This is a genomic window from Lentilactobacillus parakefiri (genome assembly GCF_002157585.1).
Lineage (GTDB): Bacteria > Bacillota > Bacilli > Lactobacillales > Lactobacillaceae > Lentilactobacillus > Lentilactobacillus parakefiri.
The window spans coordinates 40,225-62,738 of sequence record NZ_BDGB01000079.1 but is presented as its reverse complement, the minus strand read 5'-3'; the positions used below and the strand labels follow the sequence as shown (position 1 = coordinate 62,738).

The following is a 22,514-nucleotide window of genomic DNA, read 5'->3' as shown; positions in this document are numbered from 1 at the left end:
GACACTTTCCTCCTAAGAACTAAATAACGCTCAGTAAATGAAGCATTGGTAAAACGAAAAGCAAACTGTCGAACCGGTCCAAGATACCGCCATGCCCTGGTAAAATCTTACCTGAATCTTTAACACCATAATAACGTTTTAATGCAGACTCAATGAGGTCACCGAATTGACCAGCTATAGAGAGAATAATCGTGAAGATGAACATTTGCAAGAGTGAATGCCCAGTTATTGGGTAGAATGCAACAAATGCGGTACACAAAATGGTTGCTGCAAGCGAGCCGCCAATTGATCCTTCCCAAGTCTTGTTGGGACTGATCCTCGGTGCCAGCTTGTGTTTACCAAACATCCGGCCAAAAATATATGCCCCGCTGTCGGTTACCCAAACAATAAATAACGCGTACAGCAAGACTGTCAGTGAAACTCCCCGAGCAGCGACAAAATAGTGAAATCCCATACCAATGTACAGCATCCCCAAGGCAATGACACCCGCATCATCAAACGAAAATAGGTTCCTACTCAAAACGGTTTGCAGCAAAAGCATCAGGACAAACAAAAAGAAAACAAAGTTTTGATTGATGTATCCGGGTAACACCCTCGTCCAGGCATCTGGAAGAATAAGTGAACAGACACCTAAATAGGCAATGATTGATTCCGGAGAAATCAACAATTTTTTCTTCATCACTAATATTTCAGAGATGGCCACAATTCCAAGTGCCAAAGCGGCAATGTCAACCCAAATTCCGCCCATCACGATGATTGGAATAAAGATTAATAAAGCCACAACTGCTGTTATCACACGTTGTCTCAATTTGTTTCTCCCCTATTTACTAGTTTTAATTCCGCCAAAGCGACGATCACGTTGCTGATATTCCAAGATCATCTGTTCAAAAACGGATCGATCAAAATCAGGCCATAAAACGTCGGTAAAAACAAGCTCGCTGTAAGCAATCTGCCACAGCAAGAAATTTGATATACGTTCTTCGCCGCTGGTTCGGATTAAAAGATCCGGATCGGCTAAATCACCGAGAAATCCGGTCATTAAATTGGCATCAATGGTTTGATCCGTAATCTTCTCCGGATCCAACTGACCGTTTGCAACCTGGCGGCCAATTTCTTGTACTGCCAGCCTGATATCCAAGCGACTGCCATAATTCAAAGCAAAGTTTAAGATCATGCCCGTACACTCGGCGGTATCTTTAATAGCGTCATTAACGGCCTTTTGCGTTTGAACAGGCAACTGATCTTTGACACCCATCACACGAACTTGAACGTTATTTTTAACTAAATCTGGAACGAAATCGTTGAAGAACTTAACCGGCAAGCCCATTAAATAACTGACTTCATCGTGAGGCCGTTTCCAATTTTCGGTCGAAAATGCGTATAACGTCAGAACCTTGACACCAAGATCACTTGCAACTTTGGTAATTGTTTTAACTGTTTCCATCCCGCGCTTGTGACCGGCAATCCTCGGTAAATGGCGCTTTTGTGCCCAACGTCCATTGCCATCCATAATAATCGCAACGTGTGCCGGAATATTGTCGTCTTTGAGCTGCGGGGCTGCTTCTTGCTTATCTTGTGTGTTCTTAAACATTATACGCTCCTTAAAAACTGAATATTTACTTGGCTTTGGATCGAAAGTGGATTAACACGGATATCTTCAAAAATACGACGAACACCAAATGAGGGTGGGACAAAAACATTTATCGTCTCACCCGTCTTTCATCATTTGAAATATTTTCATGTGGAAGCGTCGGAAATGAAGCAATTTTCGTCCATACAAGCAAGCAATCCAAATATCCAAGTCCAGGATATTCGGATTGCTTGCTTGTATTCTGGAAACGAACCGCGTTATGTTTCACCGATAAGATACGATTCGTACTAATCAGATTCACCGTCTGGACGTTCAACCATTCGCCATTCACCGCGATTTGCCTCAGCCAATGTATTGAAATACTTCAACAACTTATTGGCATCTTCTGGGCTCTTCTGTCCCAACAGGTTCAATCCCTTACCAGTTGTATAGGGTTCCGAAAGATCCGTAATTTCGTTGTCATTCTCAATTGTTGCAGTGGAAAAAGCAATGACCCAATCGTTTTCAACCAGTTGTGAAACGATGAAGAACAAATTAAATCCATCTGTTACGTAAGCGGGCATTGCATATAGCCCATCCTGAACGGGCTGCAAATGGCCGCCATTATAATCCAAAACTCCCAGGTTATCTTCCGTAACGGGTGTATTTAGTTTGAAAAGCATCTTGCCAAATTCATCGGTTCCAGGCACAACTGCAATTTCGTCGTTATCTGTATTATTGTCATTATGATTATCTGCCATCGTATTGCCTCCTTCTAGCCGTTCATGACTTCTTGTTCTTTATCGGCCACAATTCCGTCGACACCTTTAATCGAATCGTCAGTCAGTTTTTGAACCTGATCTTCATAACGGTGTAGTTCATCATCAGTGATATCTTCACTTTTATTACTGCGTTTGAGGGTATCCATTGCCTCTCTACGGACGTTTCGAATCGCAACCTTGCTCTTCTCACCCGTTGCTTTGACTTGCTTGGCAATTTCTTTACGGCGATCTTCAGTTAACGCAGGAACTGCCAAGCGGATCGCAGTCCCATCATTAGCTGGACTAATGCCTAAATCGGCTTCATAAATTCCTTTTTCGATGCCTTCCAAGGCGCTCTTATCATAAGGTGTGATCAAGATCACCCGTGCCTCTGGGATGGTAATTGAAGCAATCTGATTTAAAGGAGTTGGGGCACCATAATAATCTACCATCACGCCACTCAATAAACTCGCATTGGCATGACCGGCACGAATGCTACCCATCTCATGTTCCAATACCTCGCGGGTGCTTTTCATTTTTTCTTTTGCTTCGTTTAATACTGATTGTGCATCTGCCATAAATTATTTCTCCTTCACAGTTGTTCCGATATTGTCACCTGTCACGACCTTACGGATATTGCCGGGTTTGTTCAAATTGAAGACGACCAACGGAATGTGATTATCCATCGACAGCGAACTAGCCGTTGAGTCCATCACCTTAAGACCCTTTTCCAAAATATCCATGTATGAAAGTGTATCAAATTTGACGGCATCCTTGTGCGTTCGCGGATCGGATGAATAAATACCATCAACACCGTTCTTCGCCATTAAAATTGCATCAGCACCAATTTCAGCAGCTCTTAAGGCTGCAGTGGTATCCGTCGAAAAATATGGATTACCGGTGCCGGCAGCAAAGATAACCACCCGGCCTTTTTCAAGATGACGAACAGCCTTTCGACGAATGTAAGGTTCAGCAATTTGTCGCATTTCAATTGAAGTTTGAACTCTGGTAGGAACTCCCAGATGCTCAAGGTTGTCTTGAAGGGCCAGCCCGTTCATTGTTGTTCCGAGCATGCCAATATAGTCGGCTTGGGCACGTTCCATACCCATCTCAGCGCCAGCTTCACCGCGCCACATATTGCCGCCGCCAACAACGATTCCGATCTGAACACCCAGCTTAAAAATATCTTTTATTTCTTGGGCGACGTTTTTAATGACAGGTGGATTAATCCCAAAGCCACGATCTCCGGCTAATGCTTCTCCACTCAATTTTAAAATGATTCGATTGTATTTCACTTCAGACATCTAAGTGCCTCCCATAGTTAATCATTACTACTAATTTTAGCATATTACCATTGCAATCAACAAGAAAACAGGGATATTCAAGAATTCTTATCAAATATTCTCAGTTGGTTCACAGAGATATTTCAGAAAACAGTTGTTTGGTGTTGATGACTGTAAACAAAAAGGTTAGGAAAGCTGAATGCTTTATCCTAACCCCTGTTGTTTCGCTGTGCCAATTGTCTTTAACAGCTTGGCAGTTAAACTGAGATGAAAACTTTTTACTTCAACTGATCGCGAACTTCATCTTCGAAACTTTGTGTTTTCTGTTCGATTCCTTCACCAACTTCGTAACGAACGAATTTGACAATCGAACCACCCTTAGAAGCAACGTATTTAGAAACCGTTACGTCTGGATCTTTGACGAAATCTTGATCTTCAAGGCAGATTTCTGCCAGGAATTTGTGCAGGCGGCCTTCGACCATCTTTTCAACGATCTTTTCGGGCTTACCTTCGTTCAATGCTTCTTGAGTCAAAATTTCTTTTTCATGGGCCAAACGATCAGCAGGAACCTCTGCTTGATTCAAGTATTCAGGATTAGTTGCTGCAACGTGCATTGCAATATCCTTAGCGGTTTCTTCATCGGCACCCTTTAATTGTACCAAGGCACCAATTAAGCCACCGTTGTGCAGATATGAGCCAAATACCTCATCATCATTCTTTTCAACAACTTCAAAACGGCGTAACGTCACTTTTTCACCAGTTACTTGGGTTGTTTCAATGAGATCATCTTTAACGGTGCCTTTATCAGTCTGCAAAGCCATTGCTGCATCAACGTCAGCTGGCTTGTTGGCAACGATTGCGTCGCTAACCCGTTTAACCAATTTCTTGAATGGATCACTTGATGCAACAAAGTCGGTTTCTGAATTGATTTCAACGATCGCAGCAGTGTTACCCTTGATAGCGATTGTTGCCAAACCATTAGCAGCAACTCGATCGCTCTTCTTCTCAGCTTTGGCAACACCTTTCTCGCGCAAAACTTCAATTGCCTTGTCGAAATCACCTTCAGTGGCGACTAATGCCTTCTTAGCATCCATCATACCGACACCGGTCTTTTTACGTAAATCCATTACTTGAGATGCTGAAATTTTTGCCATCTTAGTGGCCTCCCTTTAATTGTGACTAAAAACTGACTCCACACCAAGGCCAAATTGGTCCAAAGCGGTAGAGTCAGCCTGAGTGCTAATATTTATTTGTTAGAATCGTTGCTGCCTTCTACGGCGTCTGCAATGTCTTCAATTGAATCTTCTTTTTTATCTGCTTTGGCGCCATCTTTACCTTCAAAGGTCTTTTCGTTAACGTCATCTTCACCCTGACGGCCTTCGATAATTGCATCAGCCATCTTAGAAGTAATCAAACGAACGGCACGAATGGCATCATCATTTGATGGAATGACAACGTCGATTTGATCTGGGTCAGTGTTGGTATCAACCATCGCCACGATCGGAATGTTCAACTTCATTGCTTCGTGAACAGCAATCTGTTCCTTACGAGGATCAACGATAAACATTACGTCTGGGATCTTAGGCATGTCTTCGATCCCGCCCAAGAATCGTTCCAACTTCTGTTCCTGCTTGATTAAAAGTGAAACTTCCTTCTTAGGAAGAATGTCAAAAGTACCATCAGTTGACATCTTCTTCAAGTCCTTCAACCGCTTAACACGTGATTGAATGGTTTCCCAGTTGGTTAAAGTACCACCAAGCCAACGGTTGTTGACGTAGTATTGACCGGCACGAGTTGCTTCTTCAGCAATTGAATCCTGCGCCTGCTTCTTAGTACCAACGAACAGAACCACGGCACCCTTAGCAGCTTCGTCCTTCATGAAGTTGTAAGCAACATCAATTAACTTGACAGTCTTTTGTAAGTCAATGATGTAAATCCCATTACGTTCAGTAAAGATATAGTCCTTCATCTTTGGGTTCCAACGACGAGTTTGGTGACCGAAATGTACTCCGGCTTCCAGTAATTGTTTCATAGAAATAACAGCCATGATGTAGCCTCCATATTGTTTTTGTCCTCCCCAACGATCACTTGAATTAAGAACCATCCCTGGCAACTCTCAACCCATTACGTCAGGTGTGTATTTAAAACACCTTTAAAAGTATATAAGAAATGCCGCGGAAGCGCAAGCACAAATGCTTGAAACAAATTAATTTTTTGTCAAAATTGTTAAATTTCGATGAATCATGTTAGAATGATATTTCGTGGCGAGGAGGAATTTATACATGATTAAGGCCATCGTTTTCGATATTGATGATACTTTGTATGATACAAGGCCGTCATTTGTACAGGCTTTCGATGAAACATTCAACTTAAATTTACCAGAAAATCAGATGACTCAGATTTTTGCCAACTACACCCAACAGGAACAGCTGGCGATTGCAGAATCCAACTCAGACTCCGATCTGAAATTGTCTGATGAAGAAATCAATTTTCATTCATTACACCATACGTTTAAGAATTTTGATCTGCCAGGACTGACACAGGAGTCAGCAAAGGCCTTTGCTGATGCCTTTGAATACGCCAGCAATTCCATTCACCTTTTTGACGGACTGACAACTGTTTTTAATACTTTAACCACTAAATTCAAATTAGGCATCATCACTAACGGAACCAACGACGTTCAGCTAGCCAAAATTATGAAGTTAAAACTTCACCATTGGTTTAGCCGTGAGCAGATCATTACTTCAGAGGATGCCAAGGCAAAAAAACCGGATCCGCTCATTTTCACTTTGATGAACCGAAAATTCAACCTTCGGGGCAATGAAATGATGTATATTGGCAGCTCATATTTTGAGGACATCGTCCCTGCAAAAAAGGCCGGTTGGGAAACTGTTTGGTACAACAGCCATCAAAGCCCCATCGCTGATCCTCAAATCATTCCAGACCAGACAGTGAAAACCCCGGAAGAATTAAAGGATTTACTCATGGATTTAGCTGCTCAAATTGACTAATCGAAGGCAATAAAGAGGCTCCAACCAGAAATAATCTGATTGAAGCCTCTTTTGTTATATCAAGCCGGCTATATTAAAGTTCAACCAACTTGTCTGATTTACCAGTGTTAATTAATGATTTGTTTGCGTCCATGGCGAAGTATACCATATTACGAGCAGCACGTTTCGTGTAGAAGGAAATGTGTGGGCTTACCAAAACGTTTTCACGTTTCATTAAGTTCTTGAGTCTTTCATCGGGGATCTTGTCGAAACTGCCAAAATCAGTATTGAAAATACCAACTTCATTTTCATAAGTATCCAAGGCAGCACCGCCAACCTTACCTGAATCAAGGCCACGAACTAAAGCATCGGTGTCAATAAGGGCACCACGAGCTGGATTAAGGATGAAGACGCTATCTTTCATTTGGGCGATTGTCTTATCGTTAATCATATGTTCGTTTTCTTTAGTTGCAGGCGCATGTAATGAAATGACATCTGATTGCGCATAAAGTTCTTCAGGGGTATCAACATAAACCCCTTCTTTTTCAAGTTCTGGGTTATGATAAATATCATAAGCAATCACTTTAGCACCAAAGCCCTTGTAAATGCGCATTGCGGCACGGCCAATCCGGCCAGTTGCAAAGACACCAACGGTCATTTGGTTCAATTCGTCAGCAATATCTGGGGCCCAACGAAGGTCACCATTTGCTTGTTTACGGTCGAATGTGTTGGTCCGACGAAGTAATCTCATTAACTGAGTTACAGTAAATTCGGCAATTGCTTCTGGAGAATATGCAGGAACATTGGTAACTTGAATGCCATTACGCTTTGCGGCGTCGGCATCAATGTTATCGACACCAACGTTACGAAGTGATAGGTACTTAATACCAAAGCTGCCTAACTTATCTAAAACAGATGCAGTGTAAGGTTTTTGTTGGTATGTCACCACACCATCAGCACCTTTTGCTTGGTCAACAGTTGAGTCGTCAAGTAATTCACCGGTTGAAGCAACTTCAACGTCGGGATTTTCTTCACTCCACTTGTCTAAATAAGGTTTCTCATCGTCACGAATGCCATATGCAATAATTTTCACGAATATTACCTCCTAACAGAATACTTATCGTATAACACTTCTTGATAATAATTTTCACTGCTTTTCGTGGCTTGTTCAATAATTCACTGCAAATGAATACCAACTTTGGCTAAATACTGAATTTTTTTTGCGCGACTCAGCTGCTTAAAAGCGTACTCAGCGCTCAGAGCATCGTGTTTGCTATCAAACTGCTCCTTCCATAAAATCTTAACCGGCCGATGTGAACGGGTATACTTTGCGCCCACCCCTTTCACATGCTGTTGAAATCTTCTTTCAACGTCCGTGGAAAATCCGGTGTAAAGCGTATCATCAGCACACAGTAAAACATACATATAATAATTATCTATTTGTTCCATAAAGCATCTTCTTCACTTCGTCAGTGTAATCATCGCCGTCATAAGTGATGATGTCGCGATTGACATTTAAACCATTTGGCTTGCCATCCTTAATCGCCTCAACCAAAACCATGTTTGCATCTTCAGTTATTCGCGGCCTCACAAACTGAAGGCGCTTTGGTTCAAGTCGGTGATTTCTCAAAGCAGTCATCAAATCAGTCAGCCGATCTGGTCGATACACCATGAAAAGCTTGGCGTTCATTTTAAGTAAGCCCGCACTGGAACTGACAATCTCATTCAAGTTGGTGGCAATTTCATGTCTGGCAATGGCCAAATATTGATTAGGGTTCTTTTCGCTGGTTTGGTAATTGACAAAATATGGCGGGTTGCAGGCAACGATGTCGACAGAATCTTTTGAAATGTATTGACTCGCATTTTTTAAATCATCATTGACGACTGAAATTTGCTGAGTCAGGTCATTAAGCTCAATACTCCGACGCGCCATATCTGCCAGCCGAGTCTGAATTTCAACCATCGTGATGTGGGCGCCTGTTTTCTCACTTAAAAACAGCCCCACTGCACCGTTGCCAGCACACATATCCACAATTTGTTTGGTTTTGTGCTGGGTTGTCCGAACAAAGTCGGCTAAAAAAACGGCATCCAATGAAAATGAAAAAACAGTCTTACTTTGGATAATTTGAATCCCTTTGCTGTATAATTGATCAATTCGTTCGTCTTCATTTAAGTGTACTTGCATATCATCGAGTTCCTTCACAATTAAGTTTGCCAAATGCTTCTCTTTTAAGTTAATATTATTCTATCAGATATGAAAGAAGGAAATGAATTGTTTTATTCATTCATGAGAGTCCTTGTCCGAATCCTAGTGTTCATTATTAATGGCAATGCGCACTATGAACACAAAGACCGACTGCCAAAGGGGAACTACATCCTGGTTGGCCCCCATCGCACCTGGTTTGACCCGATCTATTTTGCGCTGGCTGGCAGTCCCAAGAAATTCAGTTTCATGGCTAAAAAAGAATTATTCAAAAATCCAGTCCTACGATGGATCTTGGTACATGCCAATGCCTTCTCGGTTGACCGTGATAATCCGGGGCCTTCTGCAATTAAGAAGCCAGTCCGAATTCTCAGGAAATCAGAGTTGTCCCTAATTCTATTTCCCTCAGGTACCCGACACTCGAACCAATTAAAAAGCGGAGCGGCTTTTATCGCCCAACTGTCAGGGGTTCCCTTGGTTCCAGCGGTCTATCAAGGCCCACTGACCTTTAAACAGCTGTTTACACGTAAACGGGTCACTATTTCGTTCGGGGAACCCATCACCATTGACCGTAAGCAAAAATTGACTGACGACTTTCAAAAACAAATTGAGATAGAAATGCAAAGTGCTTTCGATGCGTTAGATTATGCAGTCAATCCCGATTTTAAGTACGTTGATGTCTCCAAAAAATAAATGAATCGATAAAAAGTCCTCACCTTGAATTGGTGAGGACTTTTTATCCACTGAAACATTCTAATTTTTACCAGTTTGGTTTTGCATTGAATGCATCATTTGATTTAATTTCTTTTGGGAAGGTTTCTGACCCATTTGTATCATCAGTTGACGCAATTGATCTTCGCTGAATGGTGGGTTTTCCTTGAGATACTTTTCCATGTATCTGCGTGCCCCATAAAAACCACCAACCAAGCCCAAGATCAAGGCCAACACAACAATTAATATCCAAATCCAAGTTGCCAAGACAAGGCCTCCTTTATCATATCATTAAGTAATTCTACACAATTATGCAATGAAATTAAAGGGTTAATCGGAGAATTCCGATTTCATAGAAGAAAAAACGCCGTTAATCATCGCGAAGACCTTTATGACGTTGCACTTCCCTGACCTTTCCCGGCGTGACTTCTTTGCCATCTTTATCGTAAACTTTCATCATTTCAATTTGCTTCTTAAAGTTTTCACGGAAGTGAGCAACGTACTTTTTTCGCAAGTCTGCCTGTTCCAATTTTTCAACTTCAGACAAGCCTTCTTTTTTGGCTTTATGAGCCAATTCGTTAATTCTGGGGATAAGTTCTTTGAAAACATCATCGCCAATTTTTGACTGTAGTTCCTTTTTTTCTTGTTCGTTCATTAAAATTCCTCCATTTTTTCCATAATAACACAATTATTTCAATATATGCGAACGTGTGTTTTGAAAAGTTGACTGGGTTATGATATGATTTAGGTATTAAACAAAGACCTATGAGGTGTCAAAAATGTCAAAAACGACCAATGATCCCCAAAGTAAACAGTATCAAATCCTTCATTACATCTGGGAACGGGTGAATGATCAAGGTTACCCGCCAACGGTTCGAGAGATTGGCGAGGCAGTTCATCTATCATCAACATCAACTGTTCACGGCCACATCTCTCGGCTGGAGCGGAAAGGTTACATCGTCAAAGATCCTGCAAAGCCGCGGGCACTGGAAGTCACCAGCAGCGGTCTGGATGTTTTAGGGATGCAGCCACAGCAAAAGCAGATCCCAGTCCTTGGAACTGTCACTGCCGGCGAACCGATCCTGGCAGTTCAAGAGGCTACCGACTATTTTCCATTGCCGCCAGCACTATCACACAGTGACCAACCGCTGTTCATGCTGCAAATTCGTGGTGAAAGTATGATTAACGCTGGAATTCTCGATGGTGACTATGTGGTGGTTCGCAAACAGGAAACAGCTGACAATGGCGACATTGTCATTGCCATGACCGACGAAAATGAAGCGACCTGCAAACGGTTCTTCAAGGAAAGCGATCATTACCGGCTCCAACCAGAAAACGACACGATGGCGCCCATCATTTTGACAAAAGTTAGTATCTTGGGTAAAGTCGTCAGTTTGTATCGCAGCGATATTTCATAAATGATTGACGTTAAGGACTGTTTTGTAAACAGTCCTTTTAGTTTGCAATTGACGGTGTGCGTCCAGTGATTTGTCTCTGTGATGCTCTCACAACACCCGTGGCTTCTCTTAACCGCTAAGCCAGTTGATCCTGGTAAATTAACTGGTCATCCTTTCGGCCAACCAAAATGAATCGATTGTGGTCATCGGCAGAATCAAATGTAACATCTCCACCAACGTTTGGCAATCCATTTGCATACATCGCTTCATACTCAGGGACAGACAGCTTCGTTCGGTTGGCGAGGAGCTGATCAACCTGGTGGCCAAGTCTTTGTCGCTGCATGGCTTTCACAACTGTCCCGCTGTAAAATTCTCCCTGAGCACCGGAGCCGTAGCTAAACAACCCAATTCGATCGCCGGCATGAAGCATTGTTGAATTTGCTAACAATGAAAGGAGGCTGAGATAAAGCGATCCGGTGTAAAGATTACCTACGAGTGAATTGTATTTTTTGGAATAATCAAATTCCTTCAGCAGCTGTTGCGAGTGTTCATCAGTATCAATCACTGTTCGAAGCGCTTTTAGGCCCATTTTGGTAAACGGCAAGTGAAAAGCCATTGCGGAAAAATCAGTCAGTGTTCGCTGGTATTTGGCGCAGTAATCGTTGAATGTTTGATTAAAAAAATCAATATAGATATCAGTTGAGTAATGGCCGTCAACAATCGCGTCGCGTCTATAAAACGGCCGCCAGAAATCCATTATATTTTCTGAGTGAAAGGCACTCTGGTTGTCCAAAGCGAGAATTTGTGGGTCCTGACTCATCAGCATGGCAATTGCCCCGTCGCCCTGCGTGACCTCACCGGCAGTACCAATGCCATATCGAGCAATGTCTGCTGCTAGGACGAGAACTTTGCTTTCAGGATGTACTGAAATGTGATCAAAAGCCATCTGAACACCAGCTGTTCCACCATAGCAGGCTTGTTTGATTTCAAATGATCGGGCAGTATTAGAAATACCAAGTAATGATTGGACATAAATGGCGGCTGATTTTGAATTATCGACCCCCGTTTCGGTCCCAAAAATCACCATATCAATCGCTTGTTTGTCGTCGTCGGACAAAATTTTGACCGCAGCATTAGCCGCCATTGTGACAACGTCTTGGGTTGGTGGAATGACTGCCTGCTGTTCCTGACCGATCCCAATTAAATATTTATTAGGGTCTTCCCCTCGTGCCGCTGCCAAATCTACCATATCCAAATAGTAATCAGAAGTAAAGAAGCCGATTTTGTCGATTCCAATTGTCATAATAATCTCCTTTAAGAAAGAATGAGACTGAATATTTTAAGTACAATATCCAGTCTCATTATGTATGGCGCTGATTGTTAATGATTATTTATTCGTAAAATGAATTTGGTAAGTGTCATTGCCGTTCATCGACTGAATCACTAAGCCTTCCAGCAACGGGCCGGCATAGACAAATCCCTCATGTTGGTGGCCGGTTGAGATAAAGGTCCACTGAACAACTTGATTTCCGCTCAAAGCTGAGCCGAATACTCTGGCACCAGTTAACGTTCCAACTGAATTGTCTGAAAGAACAACCTGTTGGTTTCCTAGATTTCCATTGACATTAATAGTTAACATTAAAATTCTCCTAGTTATTTCCTTTGTACAACATAATAATATAGCATAATTGCAATGCAAATGCGAATTGGTTATAGTGAGTTTATACTTAAATTAAAATATGGAGATGATGATGATGAAAATTAATATCCATCGTTCCGCAACAAATAAAGTCTTTGCTGGTGTCATCGGCGGGTTGGCCGAGCACTTTCAATGGAATCCTACTTTGTCCAGGTTGGTGTTTGTCATTTTAGCATTCACCCCGTTCTTCCCCGGAATCATCGCATACCTGTTACTTTGGATTTTGATGAAGGACCCCGAATAATTAATGCCTTTTTAACGATTTTCGGCCTAGCCGGTAGATGACTGCCAGCCCACCAAAAAACAAGATGAAGAACAGTAAAAAGCATTCCAAAAAGAAGGTATCCGGCAGCATGTTAATCACCGGATCAGTATTCGGGTCAAATATCCAATCTTGATTGCGAAATAACACTTCGTGAAACGCGACGAACACTTGTTCAAAATTAACTAACATCAACGCAATAATCACTAACGACACTGTTGTGACCACCTTAATTGGCGTCATCAACAGCCAAGTTAGTGATTTTTTGTTGAGCCGGTGAAGTAAGTAAGCGCCAACGGGAACCAAAACCAGCCCGACAAAATTGTTAAACAGAATTAATCCCTTAACATCCCGAAAATGCTGGAGCCCTTTGGCAGAACTGAAGAAATAGTGCAGCTTTAAGGAAGAAATCCAGGGAAGCTGCAGATATTCGATAATTCTAACGTAGTCATGATGCATCTGGCTTGCAGTCAACCCAGTAGCCGCAGTTAATTTTAAGGGCTGAATATTAATCTCAAATAACCAAACGCTATTGACGGTTAAAAAAATGGCTAAGGCCAGACACGCCAATATCATCAGAGCACCGTACCCGATTTGCTTTCCAAGAATTTTTACCACTAAAACCGCCAATCATCAAGCGAGTCAATCTGATAAGTAGGCTGCACGCTTTCTTTTGCGACCTGCTGTTTCGTTGACAGTCCAGTATAAACCAACAGCGTATCCACGCCGGCATTAATACCGGCTTTAATATCAGTGTTGTAATTATCCCCGACCATCACCACCTCAGATGAATTGAGGCCAATTTTTTTAACGGCGCTCTCAATAATTCGCGCTTTGGGTTTACCAATCATGATCGGTTCCACCTGGGTCGCATATTCAACGAACTTCACAACAGAACCCGCTCCAGGCATCATCCCACGCTCCTTAGGAATGTTTGTATCAGGATTCGTACCAATAAATGTCGAGCCGCTTCTGATGGCTAAGACAGCCTCTGAAAGCTTTTCGTAGGTCAGGTCTGAATCCAGTCCGACAACAACATAATCAGGGCGATCGGATTCCAGTCGATAATCATTTGCTAAAATAACCTGCTTCAGGCCCATTTCCCCAACGATGTAAACGGATGGCGAATCGCCAGTCTGATGTTCATTCATGTAGTCAACCGTCGCCATTCCCGATGTATACACATTTTCCGGTTTGACATGAATATCATGGTTGTCCACAAGGTTTTTGACCACATCTCTTGGGAGTTGAGTAGAATTATTCGTCACAAACAAGAATGGGATTCCAGCCTCCTGGAGGCGCTCAATAAATCGTTTGGCTGCCGGGATCCGTTTTTTGCCGGCATAAACGGTCCCATCAAGATCAATAAAATAGCCTTTATACTTTGTCATTAAGTCAATCCTTTTAATTAGTTTTTACTCTCACGAATAATAAAGTGATGTTTTTTTGATTTCTCTTCAGCCTTAACAACCATATTGTGACGCTTTTCAATCGGTGGTTTGTGGGCAGTCACCTTTTTTCCTTCAAAGGCATGATTCCGGTGATTACGATGAGCACTCCGATTGCGGGAATTATGCGAACGGTTTGAGCGGTGGTTGCTCCGAGTATTTCGCGATTTTTTGATTACTGGTCGGGCCTCGAGATTATGAACGACAAAATAAGCAGCACCGAAGTTAACATCTTCTAAAATATAATCGTTGAGCGCCGAAATGAATGGGCCGGACGTTTCAGTTCGATCATCATTGAAGAATCCTCGTAACCGTAATTTTCCATATCCCCAGTCACCAACAATGTAATCATACTGACTAAAGGCGGGATTGTAGCGACGAACAAATTCATCAAAATCAAAACCGTCCGTGTGATTCGTATCTAATTCATATTGATGATCGTTAATTAAAAAGGCAGTTTCACTGACCCGGTTGATTCGGGCCAACGGTTTTCGATTCTCGTCTTGTTGTGCGACCAACTCATCTAAAGTTTTTCGATCCAAAGTATCCCTCCTCTCACTGAGTAAGCGGGTAGTGCTTGGCAAGATAATCGCCAAACACATCCCTCAAGTTTTCATCGTATAAAATTTCGTTGTGGCCGATAATTTCCAAAGTTGGGAAAAATGGGATAAATAAATAGTGATCAGGCATGGCAACTTGATAAGTTTTAGCTGGGGAAACCAACTCCTCGTGGAAAAACAACTGGCCGGCATCTTGATCATACCGTAGTCCGCCGTAATGTAACTGGCCGAAATATTTGCCACGAAACCCCATCCCCTTCTGCGGGAACTTAGTCAAAAAGTTTTTATTTTTTTCCATTTCCTTAATCAACCGCCAAAGGTTATAACCATCCAGAGTCACCCGCATGACGTGCATTGCATGAGGTAACATCTGATGCAGTTGATTCCGATCAACGATTCCTTTTGGAAGGTCACTCAGAAACAGACCTGAACTTAAAATGGCCGCTCTGGTATCCGCTTTTTCCATTATCGCATGCAAACCTTCATTTACCAACCGCGAATGGCCGATTAAATGAGTTGTCATCGGTGTCTTGATTCTGGCGAGCTTATTTCGGGCCAATAGCTTTTCGCCGTGTTCCTGGTATTCTTGAATTTCCGCGAGGTCTTCTGGGGTACCAGGTAAGTCGGCTGTTTTAATGACCTTGGCTTGACTAGCTATAATTTGATGAAAATCATCGATTGTTAGCGTGATCTCACCAATGTAGTGACCCCATTTTTCAGCCGCTGCCAGCAGAGAGTGATTCACCTTTTCACCGTGAAGCAGTAAATGGTGCGTATGAGAACCAATAATCACATCCAACTGTGGAAACTGGCGTGCCAACAAACGATCAGTTGGCAGCCCCAAATGCGATAACAGCACGCAGATATCGTATTTGCCGGCATTATCCGCAAGAATTTTGGGGAGCACCTTTTCCGGTTTGAGGGGCTCCCACCCCAATATCGGATAGGTGAGCAAATAGGGAGCTGTCAGCCCAATTAAAAGAACGCGTGTATGTTGCGGCGTGACCACAATTTTGCTTGGCCGTGCCCATTTAGGAATTGATTTGGTTTGATTATCCAAAATATTACCCAAAACGACATCAAAGTTCGCATCATTATACAGCTCATCCAATTGTTCATGACTATTGGTCAACCCTTCATTATTACCAATTGTGACGGCATCATAATGAATTTGGTTCAGTAACTCCACGTTAGCCTTACCGTTGGTTACCTCGGTTAATGGATGAACACGATCAACCGCGTCGCCCAAGTCGACAGTGATAACTGAAGAATGGGTTTGTTGCAACTCTTTTCGCCGAGTATTGATGAACTTTCGAATACGTGGCCAATTTTCAAAGTGGGAATGCAAATCATTTGTGTGTAAAATTGTTAGCTTCTCAGTCATCAAACCATCCAATCTTTTTTTAAATTAATGTCGTTTGGCAAAATCTTCAGCCTTTCCGGCGACCATTTCTTCAATTTCAGCTTGAGAAAATGGCGTTCCAAACGGTGGCTTTTTCTTCAAATAGTCAGTTTCGGGGGTATCCACACCAACGTTGATATTTTCTTTAATTGGGACCGCATAGTGATGAATGTGTCCATGTAAATTGATAATTTGTTTAACGATCCCCATCATCATGGGATAGTGGGTCATATAATACTGGCGATGATTCATTTTGATGAGAACACCAACATCATGGAACTCAAATTTTTGGTGGTTGCCAACGGGATGGTTATGCTGCTCCAGATATTTGAATAATGCTCGGGAATCATGGTTCCCTTTGATTAAAACAAGGCGACCATTCAATCGATCCAGCACCTCAAAAATCTTTTCCAGCGCAATCTTTTCCGGCCGCGTATGCAAAATAGCAATATCACCAAGATGATAAACAACATCGTTCTCGCCAACCCGACGATTCCAATTATTGATAATTGTTTCGTTCATGTCCTCAACAGTCAAAAACGGTCGAGGCGCAAACTCACTCACGCCCAGCAGACGTTCATGAAAGAAATGGGTATCGGCAGTAAAATATTGCATGAATAGGTCCTCTTTCGTCCATTAATTATACCTTTAATGATACCACCCAACCGTTGATTCGTAATAAAAAAGTATTCTAGAAGTCATGACCGCACCAATGAAAAAGGCCAAGGCGTCAATGCCCTGACCAATCATTAACCCTCAACTTCTTTAACCTTATCGGACAAGCTCTTGAAAATAAACAAACCAACTAACCAAACCACCGACCCAATTAAAGCAATCAGGGTGTCTGTCTTCAAGGTCAAAACAACGGCAACGAAGGCCATGAAAATTAACACGAAGTAGTCGCTGATTGGAAAAAGCGCCATCTTAAATTTGAGTGCCTTTTGTTTGCCATCTTTTCGCACCTGATTTCGATACTTGATATGGGCCAACACAATCATGCTCCAGACAAACAAAAAACAAGTTGTGGCAACACTGGAAATGAAAGAGAACACATTTCCAGGCATCATAATACTTAAGAGGACAATGATCGCAATGACCAAGGTCGAAAACAGAATCGCATTAAACGGAATTTGGCGAGTCGAAAGACGGCCGACTTTTCGGCTGAAGTTCGATTTACCATTGTAGGTTAATGAAAATAACATTCGACCGGTTGTAAATAACGAACTGTTACAGGCAGAAATTGCGGCCGTTAACACCACAAAATTGACAATTAAAGCCGCCGATTGAATGCCGACACCAGCAAAAACCTGCACGAAGGGACTAGAAGTCGGTGAAACATGCTGCCATGGGAAAATACTCATTAAGGCCAACAGCGAACCGATATAGAACAAAAGAACCCGGGTCGGCACTTCATTGATACTCTTGGGGATTGTCACCAATGGATCTTGAGTCTCAGAGGCCGTCATCCCAATCATTTCAATCCCAGCAAAGCTGAAGAGTACCATTTGAAAAGATAGAACAAACCCTTTCGCTCCGGTAGCAAAGAATCCCCCATTGACCACATTCATCAGCGAAGCGTGCCCGTAAGGTGTTTTAAACCGGATGACCACCAGAACGATTCCAATGACGATCAGCGCAATAATCGCAACGATCTTAACAATTGCCAGCCAGAACTCTGTTTCACCAAAAGCTGACACGGCAACAATATTGATGATGAACAAAATGAGTAACAATACAAGCCCTGTCAACCAAATCGGGATATTTGGAAACCAGAACTGAACATACAACCCTGAAGCAGTGACTTCTGCCATCGCGATAGCAATCCAACACATCCAATAGGTCCAACCGATGACAAAGCCCATTTTTTCGCCAAGGTATTTTTTGATGAAGAAAACAAACGAATTGCTTTCAACATCCGATACCAATAGTTCACCTAATGCCCGCATCAATAAGAAACAAGCCAGACCAGCGATTCCATAAGCCAAGATGATTGACGGACCTGCTAAATGGATCGACTGGCCGGCACCAAGGAACAACCCGGTCCCAATCGTTCCACCAAGGGCAATTAATTGAACATGCCGATTTTTGAGGCCCCGGGATAGTTGGTTGTCGTCTTCTTGATTTTCCACAATGTGCCTCCGTTTCTAAAAGATAAAGATTGACTTTTTTAAACAACAAGGCTGGGACAAAAGTACCAAAAACTTTTTGTCTCAGCCTCAATTACAACCCGCATTGCCAAAATCTCCAATGGGCTAATCCGCGAATTTTACGTTTAAGCAATTAATTGTGTTCGCCCAAAATCATTGGGTAATGACGAACCATTCAAGAATTACTTTTGTGTTTGACGTAACCTTTCAATGTCACGAACAATCATTAATTCTTCATCGGTTGGGATCAACCAAGTCTTAACTGTTGAACCGGCTGCTGATAAGTCACGTTCTTCGCCACGAATATTATTCTTTTCTGGGTCAACTTTGATACCGAAGTAACCCAACTTGTCAGTGACTTCTTGACGAATCATAATGTCATTTTCACCAATTCCAGCGGTGAAGATCAGCGCATCAATCCCACCCATTTCGGCAATATAACTACCAATGTAGCGGATAATTCGGTTCTTAAAGATCTCACGGGCTAACATTGCTCGATGATTGGTCTTCATAACACCCTCTATTTCACGCATATCGGCTGAAACGCCCGATACACCCACCAGGCCTGACTTGTGGTTCAAAATATCAACCATGTCGTCCATGTTCTTAATACCGGCTTTTTGCATAACATATTGTAATGCGGAAGGATCAACGTCTCCAGAACGAGTAGCCATGGTAATTCCAGCAACTGGTGAAAAGCCCATTGAAGTATCAAAAGATTTACCGTCTTTAATGGCATCAATTGAGGCACCGGCACCTAAGTGAAGGACGATCAATTTCAAATCTTTCAAAGGTTTGCCTAAAAGTTCGGCTGCTCTGGCTGAGACATAACGGTAACTGGTTCCATGAGCACCATACTTACGCACTTGATACTTTTGGTAATATTCGTAAGGCAAGCTGTACATATAGTTAACTTCTGGGAGGGTCGTGTGGAAAGAAGTATCAAATACGGCAACACTAATCGTATTGGGGAGGATCTTCTTAAATGCTTTAATACCAAGCAAAGCGGCGGGCTCATGAAGAGGGGCAAATTCAGTTAACGATTCAATTTTTTTGATCACCTCGTCATCGATCACAACGGAATCAGGGAAGAGTTCCCCGCCCGCAACGATCCGATGACCAACGCCGGTAATTTCACTATAGTCTTTGATGATGTTCAGGCTTAGTAATTTATCAAGGACCAATTGGATAGCTTGCTCATGATTATCGATATCTTGCGTATCTTTAAATTTCTTGCCATCACCATACTTAATTGAAACATCCGATGCGCCCAATCCAATTCGGTCAATAGCCCCACTTGAAAGAACGGTTTCCTCAGGCATTTGGAATAATTTATATTTTAAGGTCGAACTACCAGCGTTAATTGCAATTGATTTTTCCATAATAAATAATGCTCCTCTGTATTTTTTTAAAAGCTTGAAAAACGGTTTTATAATAAATCATGTTGTTCCCAGTCATCGATCTCGGTCAAGAATTTGGTAAAGGCCTGCTGGTCTTTAAATGACGGGAATTCTCCCAGCATGACTGGATCCACTTGATTAGCACCGCTGCCGGCATTTTGAAGAATTAAAATGGCCTTTTGCGCAGCAGCATTTGAAAAAAGTTCTTTGGGCAGATTAAGTAACCCCTGCAGGTAAACTTTACCCTGCATCCACTTGAGAAGCTGTTTGGCTTCATTAGTCTGGAAAAGTTGACTTGGAACTAGGAAGAAGCCAAAGCCACCTGGTTTAACGTGCTTCATGCTGAATTCAATGAGCAAGTGATGCACGTAAGAATGACCGGTCTTTGAATGAGTGGCAAATCCCTTGGCATTGTCATCAATCGGATAGTAACCAATTGGGAGATCACTGACGACTACATCCACCACCGGTGCCAAGACATTTTGGATCGTGTCTTCATGAAAGAGCTCAGCGTGAATCTTTTGCAGCTCAACCGAGTCGGCCGCCAATTCAAACATTGCGTCGTCATTTTCGATTCCCGAAATGGTCGGTGTAACCCCGATGCTGGTCTGAAGCTGGTGGTAAATCGCTGTCAACAGGTTAGCAGTTCCCATGGCTGGATCAAGAATGCTTAATTCTTTTTTCCCGTGGAAAATCCCCGAGATAATATAGCCAATGACGTTGGCAATCGTATCAGGTGTTAGTTGGTAATTTGCCTGAATCGTGTCAACTCGAATGGCCTTGAGGACAGCCATTTGAATCGCCTTCCGGAAGGTTTCGGCAGTGTAGTCATCTGCATCAAAATCTGCATAAATATTAGTCAGCTTTTTGGCATCAGCTGGAGCCATTTCGTCATCTTCATCATCGTCACTCTGGATAAAACCCAGCGTTTCAATTAATGAGTCAAGATATGATTGATCTTTAGCTTTTTGAATCAATTCAGTTGAACGATTCAAGCGATCAAAAAGCTGCTCGATTTTCCCTTGAGCCAGAACACTCAACCCCTTTATTCAATAGTTGAACACTTTTAAATAGTACCAGATAAGCTGTCAATAATTCAAGTTAGATTGTTATTTCACAACCACAAAAAGGCCACTATTCGTGACCACTTGTGCGTTTTGGGTGAACAACTTTTTTGTCTGGTTTTTCATGCACCCGTCGTCTCATTTGCCGTTCATACTCAGTAATGCGATAGATCGAACCCAACTCCTGCTTATAGGCAGCCAATTGAAACATCAAGCACGACATCAAAATGCCCACAAAGATAACGGCGACCACCGTTAAAGATCCACGCTTATATTTATCAATCTTTGAAGGCCAATTTTGAATAAGCTGAACACTTTTGGCCATTATCGAAAGTAACCTCAGTTCGAAGACACCCCCTACTCTTTGTCCAGTATACGTGTTGAACATTAATCAACGACGGAACGTGGCCCTGATACGCCCCCGTTAGTCGAATCATATCTTGATACTGTTCAATCCGATAAGTTTTTGAGGTGACCGGACTGTACAGCACGCACTTAAAGGATTGACACCGCCTCACTTCAAATCGATAGCGGTCCGATTCAAGTAAATTGAGATACGAATGGAAATTGATTACATTTTGATTCTGTCTGTTTCCGGCGTAGGCAATCATCGTCATGATCGTCCAAATGGCAAATACGCCGATCACCAGACTAACCAAGCCTTCGATCAATAAATATCCCGGTCGACCGTGCGTATTACTCACTGACAATTTCTGCTTCATATTTTTGCCTCTCGGTTATCATCACTTTTTCTGCAGATGTGATTTGTTCATTCATTTGATGACTTGTCTGAATGTAGAACAAACTAAAAGTGCAGATAATTGTCAGTCCGATTAATGAATCGATTGCCGTAAAAGCCGCTTTATTCTTTTCTTTCCACACGATAACCACTCCATCCCATCTGAACTTTTTGATAGTATTTTATTTTGCCATCCGAATCAAGCCAAATAATCTCAGTTGGTGATGCGAACCCATCGTCATAAGCAATCATATTTCGTTGTGATCTCACGTGAATCGAATCAGGTAGTGAAATTCGTTCTACGTTGACCTCATCAAAGTGCATTCTTTTCACATTCATCGGTGAGAAAATGACATCTTTATCCCGAATAGAAATCCGATAGGAAATGTTATTGGCCTTTGCATTTAACGTCATCCGGGTCCAAGCACTTTGAAAGGACCGCCAAAACATTGCCTCACTTGGATTTCCAGCTTGAACCATCTTAATGAACATCAAATTGATCATGATAACGCCCATCACCACTCCTAAATACACAATCAGCTCAACGACGGTAAACCCACGCCTATTTTTGGACTTCATTGTGTGCAATCTTCAAACCTTCATCTTTGGCTTGTTTGACTTGTTTGGCAGTTAAATAGCCACCCTTCGTCAAGTCTGGAAAACTGACTGATTTAGCATTCGGATGTTGACTAAAATAAGCATCAATTTGTGCTTGGACAACCTCGGTCATTGCTGATGAATGAACAGACTGGGCATGTTTTCTTTGATTGGATAAATTTGGAATAATGATTAGGATTAGCAGTGAAATAATGAAGAGAACTATGGTCATTTCAATTAAAGTAAATCCCTCTCTCATCTTTTTAACGCGCTTTTTCATT

The 22,514-nt window shown here is 42.2% G+C and carries 31 protein-coding genes; 4 read left to right on the top strand and 27 right to left on the bottom strand.

Annotated features, from left to right (window positions below; translation table 11 throughout):
• Window positions 1-19: 19 nt before the first annotated feature.
• The 7 genes from LPKJCM_RS08805 to rpsB form a co-directional block, all read right to left on the bottom strand.
• Window positions 20-808, bottom strand: a complete 789-nt coding sequence (locus LPKJCM_RS08805; protein ID WP_057962022.1) for a phosphatidate cytidylyltransferase — start codon at window positions 806-808, stop codon at window positions 20-22.
• Window positions 809-820: 12 nt separating this feature from the next.
• Window positions 821-1,591: an undecaprenyl pyrophosphate synthase gene (gene uppS / locus LPKJCM_RS08800; protein WP_057962021.1), complete on the bottom strand. Its 771-nt coding sequence runs from the start codon at window positions 1,589-1,591 to the stop codon at window positions 821-823.
• 287 nt (window positions 1,592-1,878) lie between these two features.
• A complete protein-coding gene (locus tag LPKJCM_RS08795; RefSeq protein WP_057962020.1) occupies window positions 1,879-2,331 on the bottom strand; it encodes a hypothetical protein in 453 nt (150 codons plus the stop codon).
• Window positions 2,332-2,345: 14 nt separating this feature from the next.
• Window positions 2,346-2,909 carry a ribosome recycling factor gene (gene frr, locus LPKJCM_RS08790; protein WP_057962019.1) on the bottom strand — a complete coding sequence of 188 codons (564 nt, stop codon included), beginning with the start codon at window positions 2,907-2,909 and terminating at the stop codon, window positions 2,346-2,348.
• A gap of 3 nt (window positions 2,910-2,912) precedes the next feature.
• The gene (pyrH, locus tag LPKJCM_RS08785) at window positions 2,913-3,635 is read right to left on the bottom strand and encodes a UMP kinase (RefSeq protein ID WP_057962018.1); all 723 of its coding nucleotides are present in this window, start codon (window positions 3,633-3,635) and stop codon (window positions 2,913-2,915) included.
• Between the two features lie 257 nt (window positions 3,636-3,892).
• Entirely contained in the window at window positions 3,893-4,768 is an 876-nt protein-coding gene (gene tsf / locus LPKJCM_RS08780) for a translation elongation factor Ts (RefSeq protein ID WP_057962017.1), read from the bottom strand.
• 92 nt (window positions 4,769-4,860) lie between these two features.
• Window positions 4,861-5,661 (bottom strand): 30S ribosomal protein S2, encoded by an 801-nt coding sequence (gene rpsB / locus LPKJCM_RS08775; RefSeq protein ID WP_013727785.1) that lies wholly within the window; start codon window positions 5,659-5,661, stop codon window positions 4,861-4,863.
• A 235-nt stretch (window positions 5,662-5,896) separates the two neighbouring features.
• Between rpsB and LPKJCM_RS08770 the strand changes: the two genes are divergently transcribed.
• The gene (locus tag LPKJCM_RS08770; RefSeq protein ID WP_057962016.1) at window positions 5,897-6,625 is read left to right on the top strand and encodes an HAD family hydrolase; all 729 of its coding nucleotides are present in this window, start codon (window positions 5,897-5,899) and stop codon (window positions 6,623-6,625) included.
• Between the two features lie 73 nt (window positions 6,626-6,698).
• On the opposite strand, the gene LPKJCM_RS08765 is transcribed toward LPKJCM_RS08770, so the two are convergent.
• The 3 genes from LPKJCM_RS08765 to LPKJCM_RS08755 form a co-directional block, all read right to left on the bottom strand.
• Window positions 6,699-7,697 carry a D-2-hydroxyacid dehydrogenase gene (locus LPKJCM_RS08765; RefSeq protein ID WP_087069607.1) on the bottom strand — a complete coding sequence of 333 codons (999 nt, stop codon included), beginning with the start codon at window positions 7,695-7,697 and terminating at the stop codon, window positions 6,699-6,701.
• Window positions 7,698-7,780: 83 nt separating this feature from the next.
• Window positions 7,781-8,053 (bottom strand): GIY-YIG nuclease family protein, encoded by a 273-nt coding sequence (locus LPKJCM_RS08760; RefSeq protein WP_057962015.1) that lies wholly within the window; start codon window positions 8,051-8,053, stop codon window positions 7,781-7,783.
• The gene (locus LPKJCM_RS08755) at window positions 8,037-8,789 is read right to left on the bottom strand and encodes a tRNA1(Val) (adenine(37)-N6)-methyltransferase (protein ID WP_057962086.1); all 753 of its coding nucleotides are present in this window, start codon (window positions 8,787-8,789) and stop codon (window positions 8,037-8,039) included. Before LPKJCM_RS08755 ends, LPKJCM_RS08760 begins: the two co-directional genes overlap by 17 nt.
• An 87-nt stretch (window positions 8,790-8,876) precedes the next feature.
• On the opposite strand from LPKJCM_RS08755, the gene LPKJCM_RS08750 reads away from it, so the two are divergent.
• Window positions 8,877-9,500, top strand: a complete 624-nt coding sequence (locus LPKJCM_RS08750; RefSeq protein ID WP_057962014.1) for a lysophospholipid acyltransferase family protein — start codon at window positions 8,877-8,879, stop codon at window positions 9,498-9,500.
• 60 nt (window positions 9,501-9,560) lie between these two features.
• Here the strand turns inward: LPKJCM_RS08750 and LPKJCM_RS08745 are convergent, their stop codons facing one another.
• Window positions 9,561-9,785, bottom strand: coding sequence for a YneF family protein (locus LPKJCM_RS08745; protein WP_020280380.1), 225 nt, complete (start codon window positions 9,783-9,785; stop codon window positions 9,561-9,563).
• 103 nt (window positions 9,786-9,888) lie between these two features.
• Window positions 9,889-10,173: a DUF896 domain-containing protein gene (locus tag LPKJCM_RS08740; protein ID WP_057962013.1), complete on the bottom strand. Its 285-nt coding sequence runs from the start codon at window positions 10,171-10,173 to the stop codon at window positions 9,889-9,891.
• A gap of 124 nt (window positions 10,174-10,297) precedes the next feature.
• Here LPKJCM_RS08740 and lexA point away from each other — a divergent pair, with 124 nt between their 5' ends.
• Window positions 10,298-10,936, top strand: coding sequence for a transcriptional repressor LexA (lexA, locus tag LPKJCM_RS08735; RefSeq protein WP_057962012.1), 639 nt, complete (start codon window positions 10,298-10,300; stop codon window positions 10,934-10,936).
• A 115-nt stretch (window positions 10,937-11,051) separates the two neighbouring features.
• On the opposite strand, the gene LPKJCM_RS08730 is transcribed toward lexA, so the two are convergent.
• On the bottom strand, window positions 11,052-12,218 hold the full coding sequence (locus LPKJCM_RS08730; RefSeq protein ID WP_057962011.1) for a hydroxymethylglutaryl-CoA synthase: 1,167 nt from the start codon (window positions 12,216-12,218) through the stop codon (window positions 11,052-11,054).
• An 84-nt stretch (window positions 12,219-12,302) separates the two neighbouring features.
• Window positions 12,303-12,554 (bottom strand): hypothetical protein, encoded by a 252-nt coding sequence (locus LPKJCM_RS08725; protein WP_013727775.1) that lies wholly within the window; start codon window positions 12,552-12,554, stop codon window positions 12,303-12,305.
• 115 nt (window positions 12,555-12,669) lie between these two features.
• On the opposite strand from LPKJCM_RS08725, the gene LPKJCM_RS08720 reads away from it, so the two are divergent.
• Window positions 12,670-12,858 (top strand): PspC domain-containing protein, encoded by a 189-nt coding sequence (locus tag LPKJCM_RS08720; RefSeq protein ID WP_057962010.1) that lies wholly within the window; start codon window positions 12,670-12,672, stop codon window positions 12,856-12,858.
• Here the strand turns inward: LPKJCM_RS08720 and LPKJCM_RS08715 are convergent, their stop codons facing one another.
• The 13 genes from LPKJCM_RS08715 to comGC all read right to left on the bottom strand — a co-directional run bounded on the left by LPKJCM_RS08715 (window position 12,859) and on the right by comGC (window position 22,513).
• Entirely contained in the window at window positions 12,859-13,494 is a 636-nt protein-coding gene (locus tag LPKJCM_RS08715; protein WP_225364165.1) for a TIGR01906 family membrane protein, read from the bottom strand.
• Entirely contained in the window at window positions 13,494-14,267 is a 774-nt protein-coding gene (locus LPKJCM_RS08710) for a TIGR01457 family HAD-type hydrolase (protein WP_057962009.1), read from the bottom strand. The genes LPKJCM_RS08715 and LPKJCM_RS08710 overlap by 1 nt, the downstream gene beginning before the upstream one ends.
• Before the next feature lie 17 nt (window positions 14,268-14,284).
• Window positions 14,285-14,866, bottom strand: coding sequence for a YutD family protein (locus tag LPKJCM_RS08705; protein ID WP_057962008.1), 582 nt, complete (start codon window positions 14,864-14,866; stop codon window positions 14,285-14,287).
• 13 nt (window positions 14,867-14,879) lie between these two features.
• Complete coding sequence (locus tag LPKJCM_RS08700; protein WP_057962007.1) at window positions 14,880-16,268, bottom strand: bifunctional metallophosphatase/5'-nucleotidase; 1,389 nt, start codon at window positions 16,266-16,268, stop codon at window positions 14,880-14,882.
• Between the two features lie 24 nt (window positions 16,269-16,292).
• Window positions 16,293-16,901, bottom strand: a complete 609-nt coding sequence (locus LPKJCM_RS08695) for a metallophosphoesterase family protein (protein WP_057962006.1) — start codon at window positions 16,899-16,901, stop codon at window positions 16,293-16,295.
• Window positions 16,902-17,035: 134 nt separating this feature from the next.
• Window positions 17,036-18,415, bottom strand: coding sequence for an amino acid permease (locus LPKJCM_RS08690; protein ID WP_057962005.1), 1,380 nt, complete (start codon window positions 18,413-18,415; stop codon window positions 17,036-17,038).
• 200 nt (window positions 18,416-18,615) lie between these two features.
• Complete coding sequence (locus LPKJCM_RS08685; protein WP_057962004.1) at window positions 18,616-19,815, bottom strand: acetate/propionate family kinase; 1,200 nt, start codon at window positions 19,813-19,815, stop codon at window positions 18,616-18,618.
• Window positions 19,816-19,862: 47 nt separating this feature from the next.
• Window positions 19,863-20,873 carry a class I SAM-dependent methyltransferase gene (locus LPKJCM_RS08680; RefSeq protein ID WP_057962003.1) on the bottom strand — a complete coding sequence of 337 codons (1,011 nt, stop codon included), beginning with the start codon at window positions 20,871-20,873 and terminating at the stop codon, window positions 19,863-19,865.
• 94 nt (window positions 20,874-20,967) lie between these two features.
• Window positions 20,968-21,222, bottom strand: coding sequence for a hypothetical protein (locus LPKJCM_RS08675; RefSeq protein ID WP_057962002.1), 255 nt, complete (start codon window positions 21,220-21,222; stop codon window positions 20,968-20,970).
• Window positions 21,176-21,508: a ComGF family competence protein gene (locus tag LPKJCM_RS08670; protein ID WP_225364167.1), complete on the bottom strand. Its 333-nt coding sequence runs from the start codon at window positions 21,506-21,508 to the stop codon at window positions 21,176-21,178. The genes LPKJCM_RS08675 and LPKJCM_RS08670 overlap by 47 nt, the downstream gene beginning before the upstream one ends.
• Window positions 21,509-21,593: 85 nt before the next feature.
• Window positions 21,594-21,779 carry a hypothetical protein gene (locus tag LPKJCM_RS08665; protein ID WP_057962001.1) on the bottom strand — a complete coding sequence of 62 codons (186 nt, stop codon included), beginning with the start codon at window positions 21,777-21,779 and terminating at the stop codon, window positions 21,594-21,596.
• Complete coding sequence (locus tag LPKJCM_RS08660) at window positions 21,760-22,215, bottom strand: hypothetical protein (protein WP_057962000.1); 456 nt, start codon at window positions 22,213-22,215, stop codon at window positions 21,760-21,762. Before LPKJCM_RS08660 ends, LPKJCM_RS08665 begins: the two co-directional genes overlap by 20 nt.
• Complete coding sequence (gene comGC, locus LPKJCM_RS08655; protein WP_057961999.1) at window positions 22,199-22,513, bottom strand: competence type IV pilus major pilin ComGC; 315 nt, start codon at window positions 22,511-22,513, stop codon at window positions 22,199-22,201. The genes LPKJCM_RS08660 and comGC overlap by 17 nt, the downstream gene beginning before the upstream one ends.
• Window position 22,514: the final 1 nt, after the last annotated feature.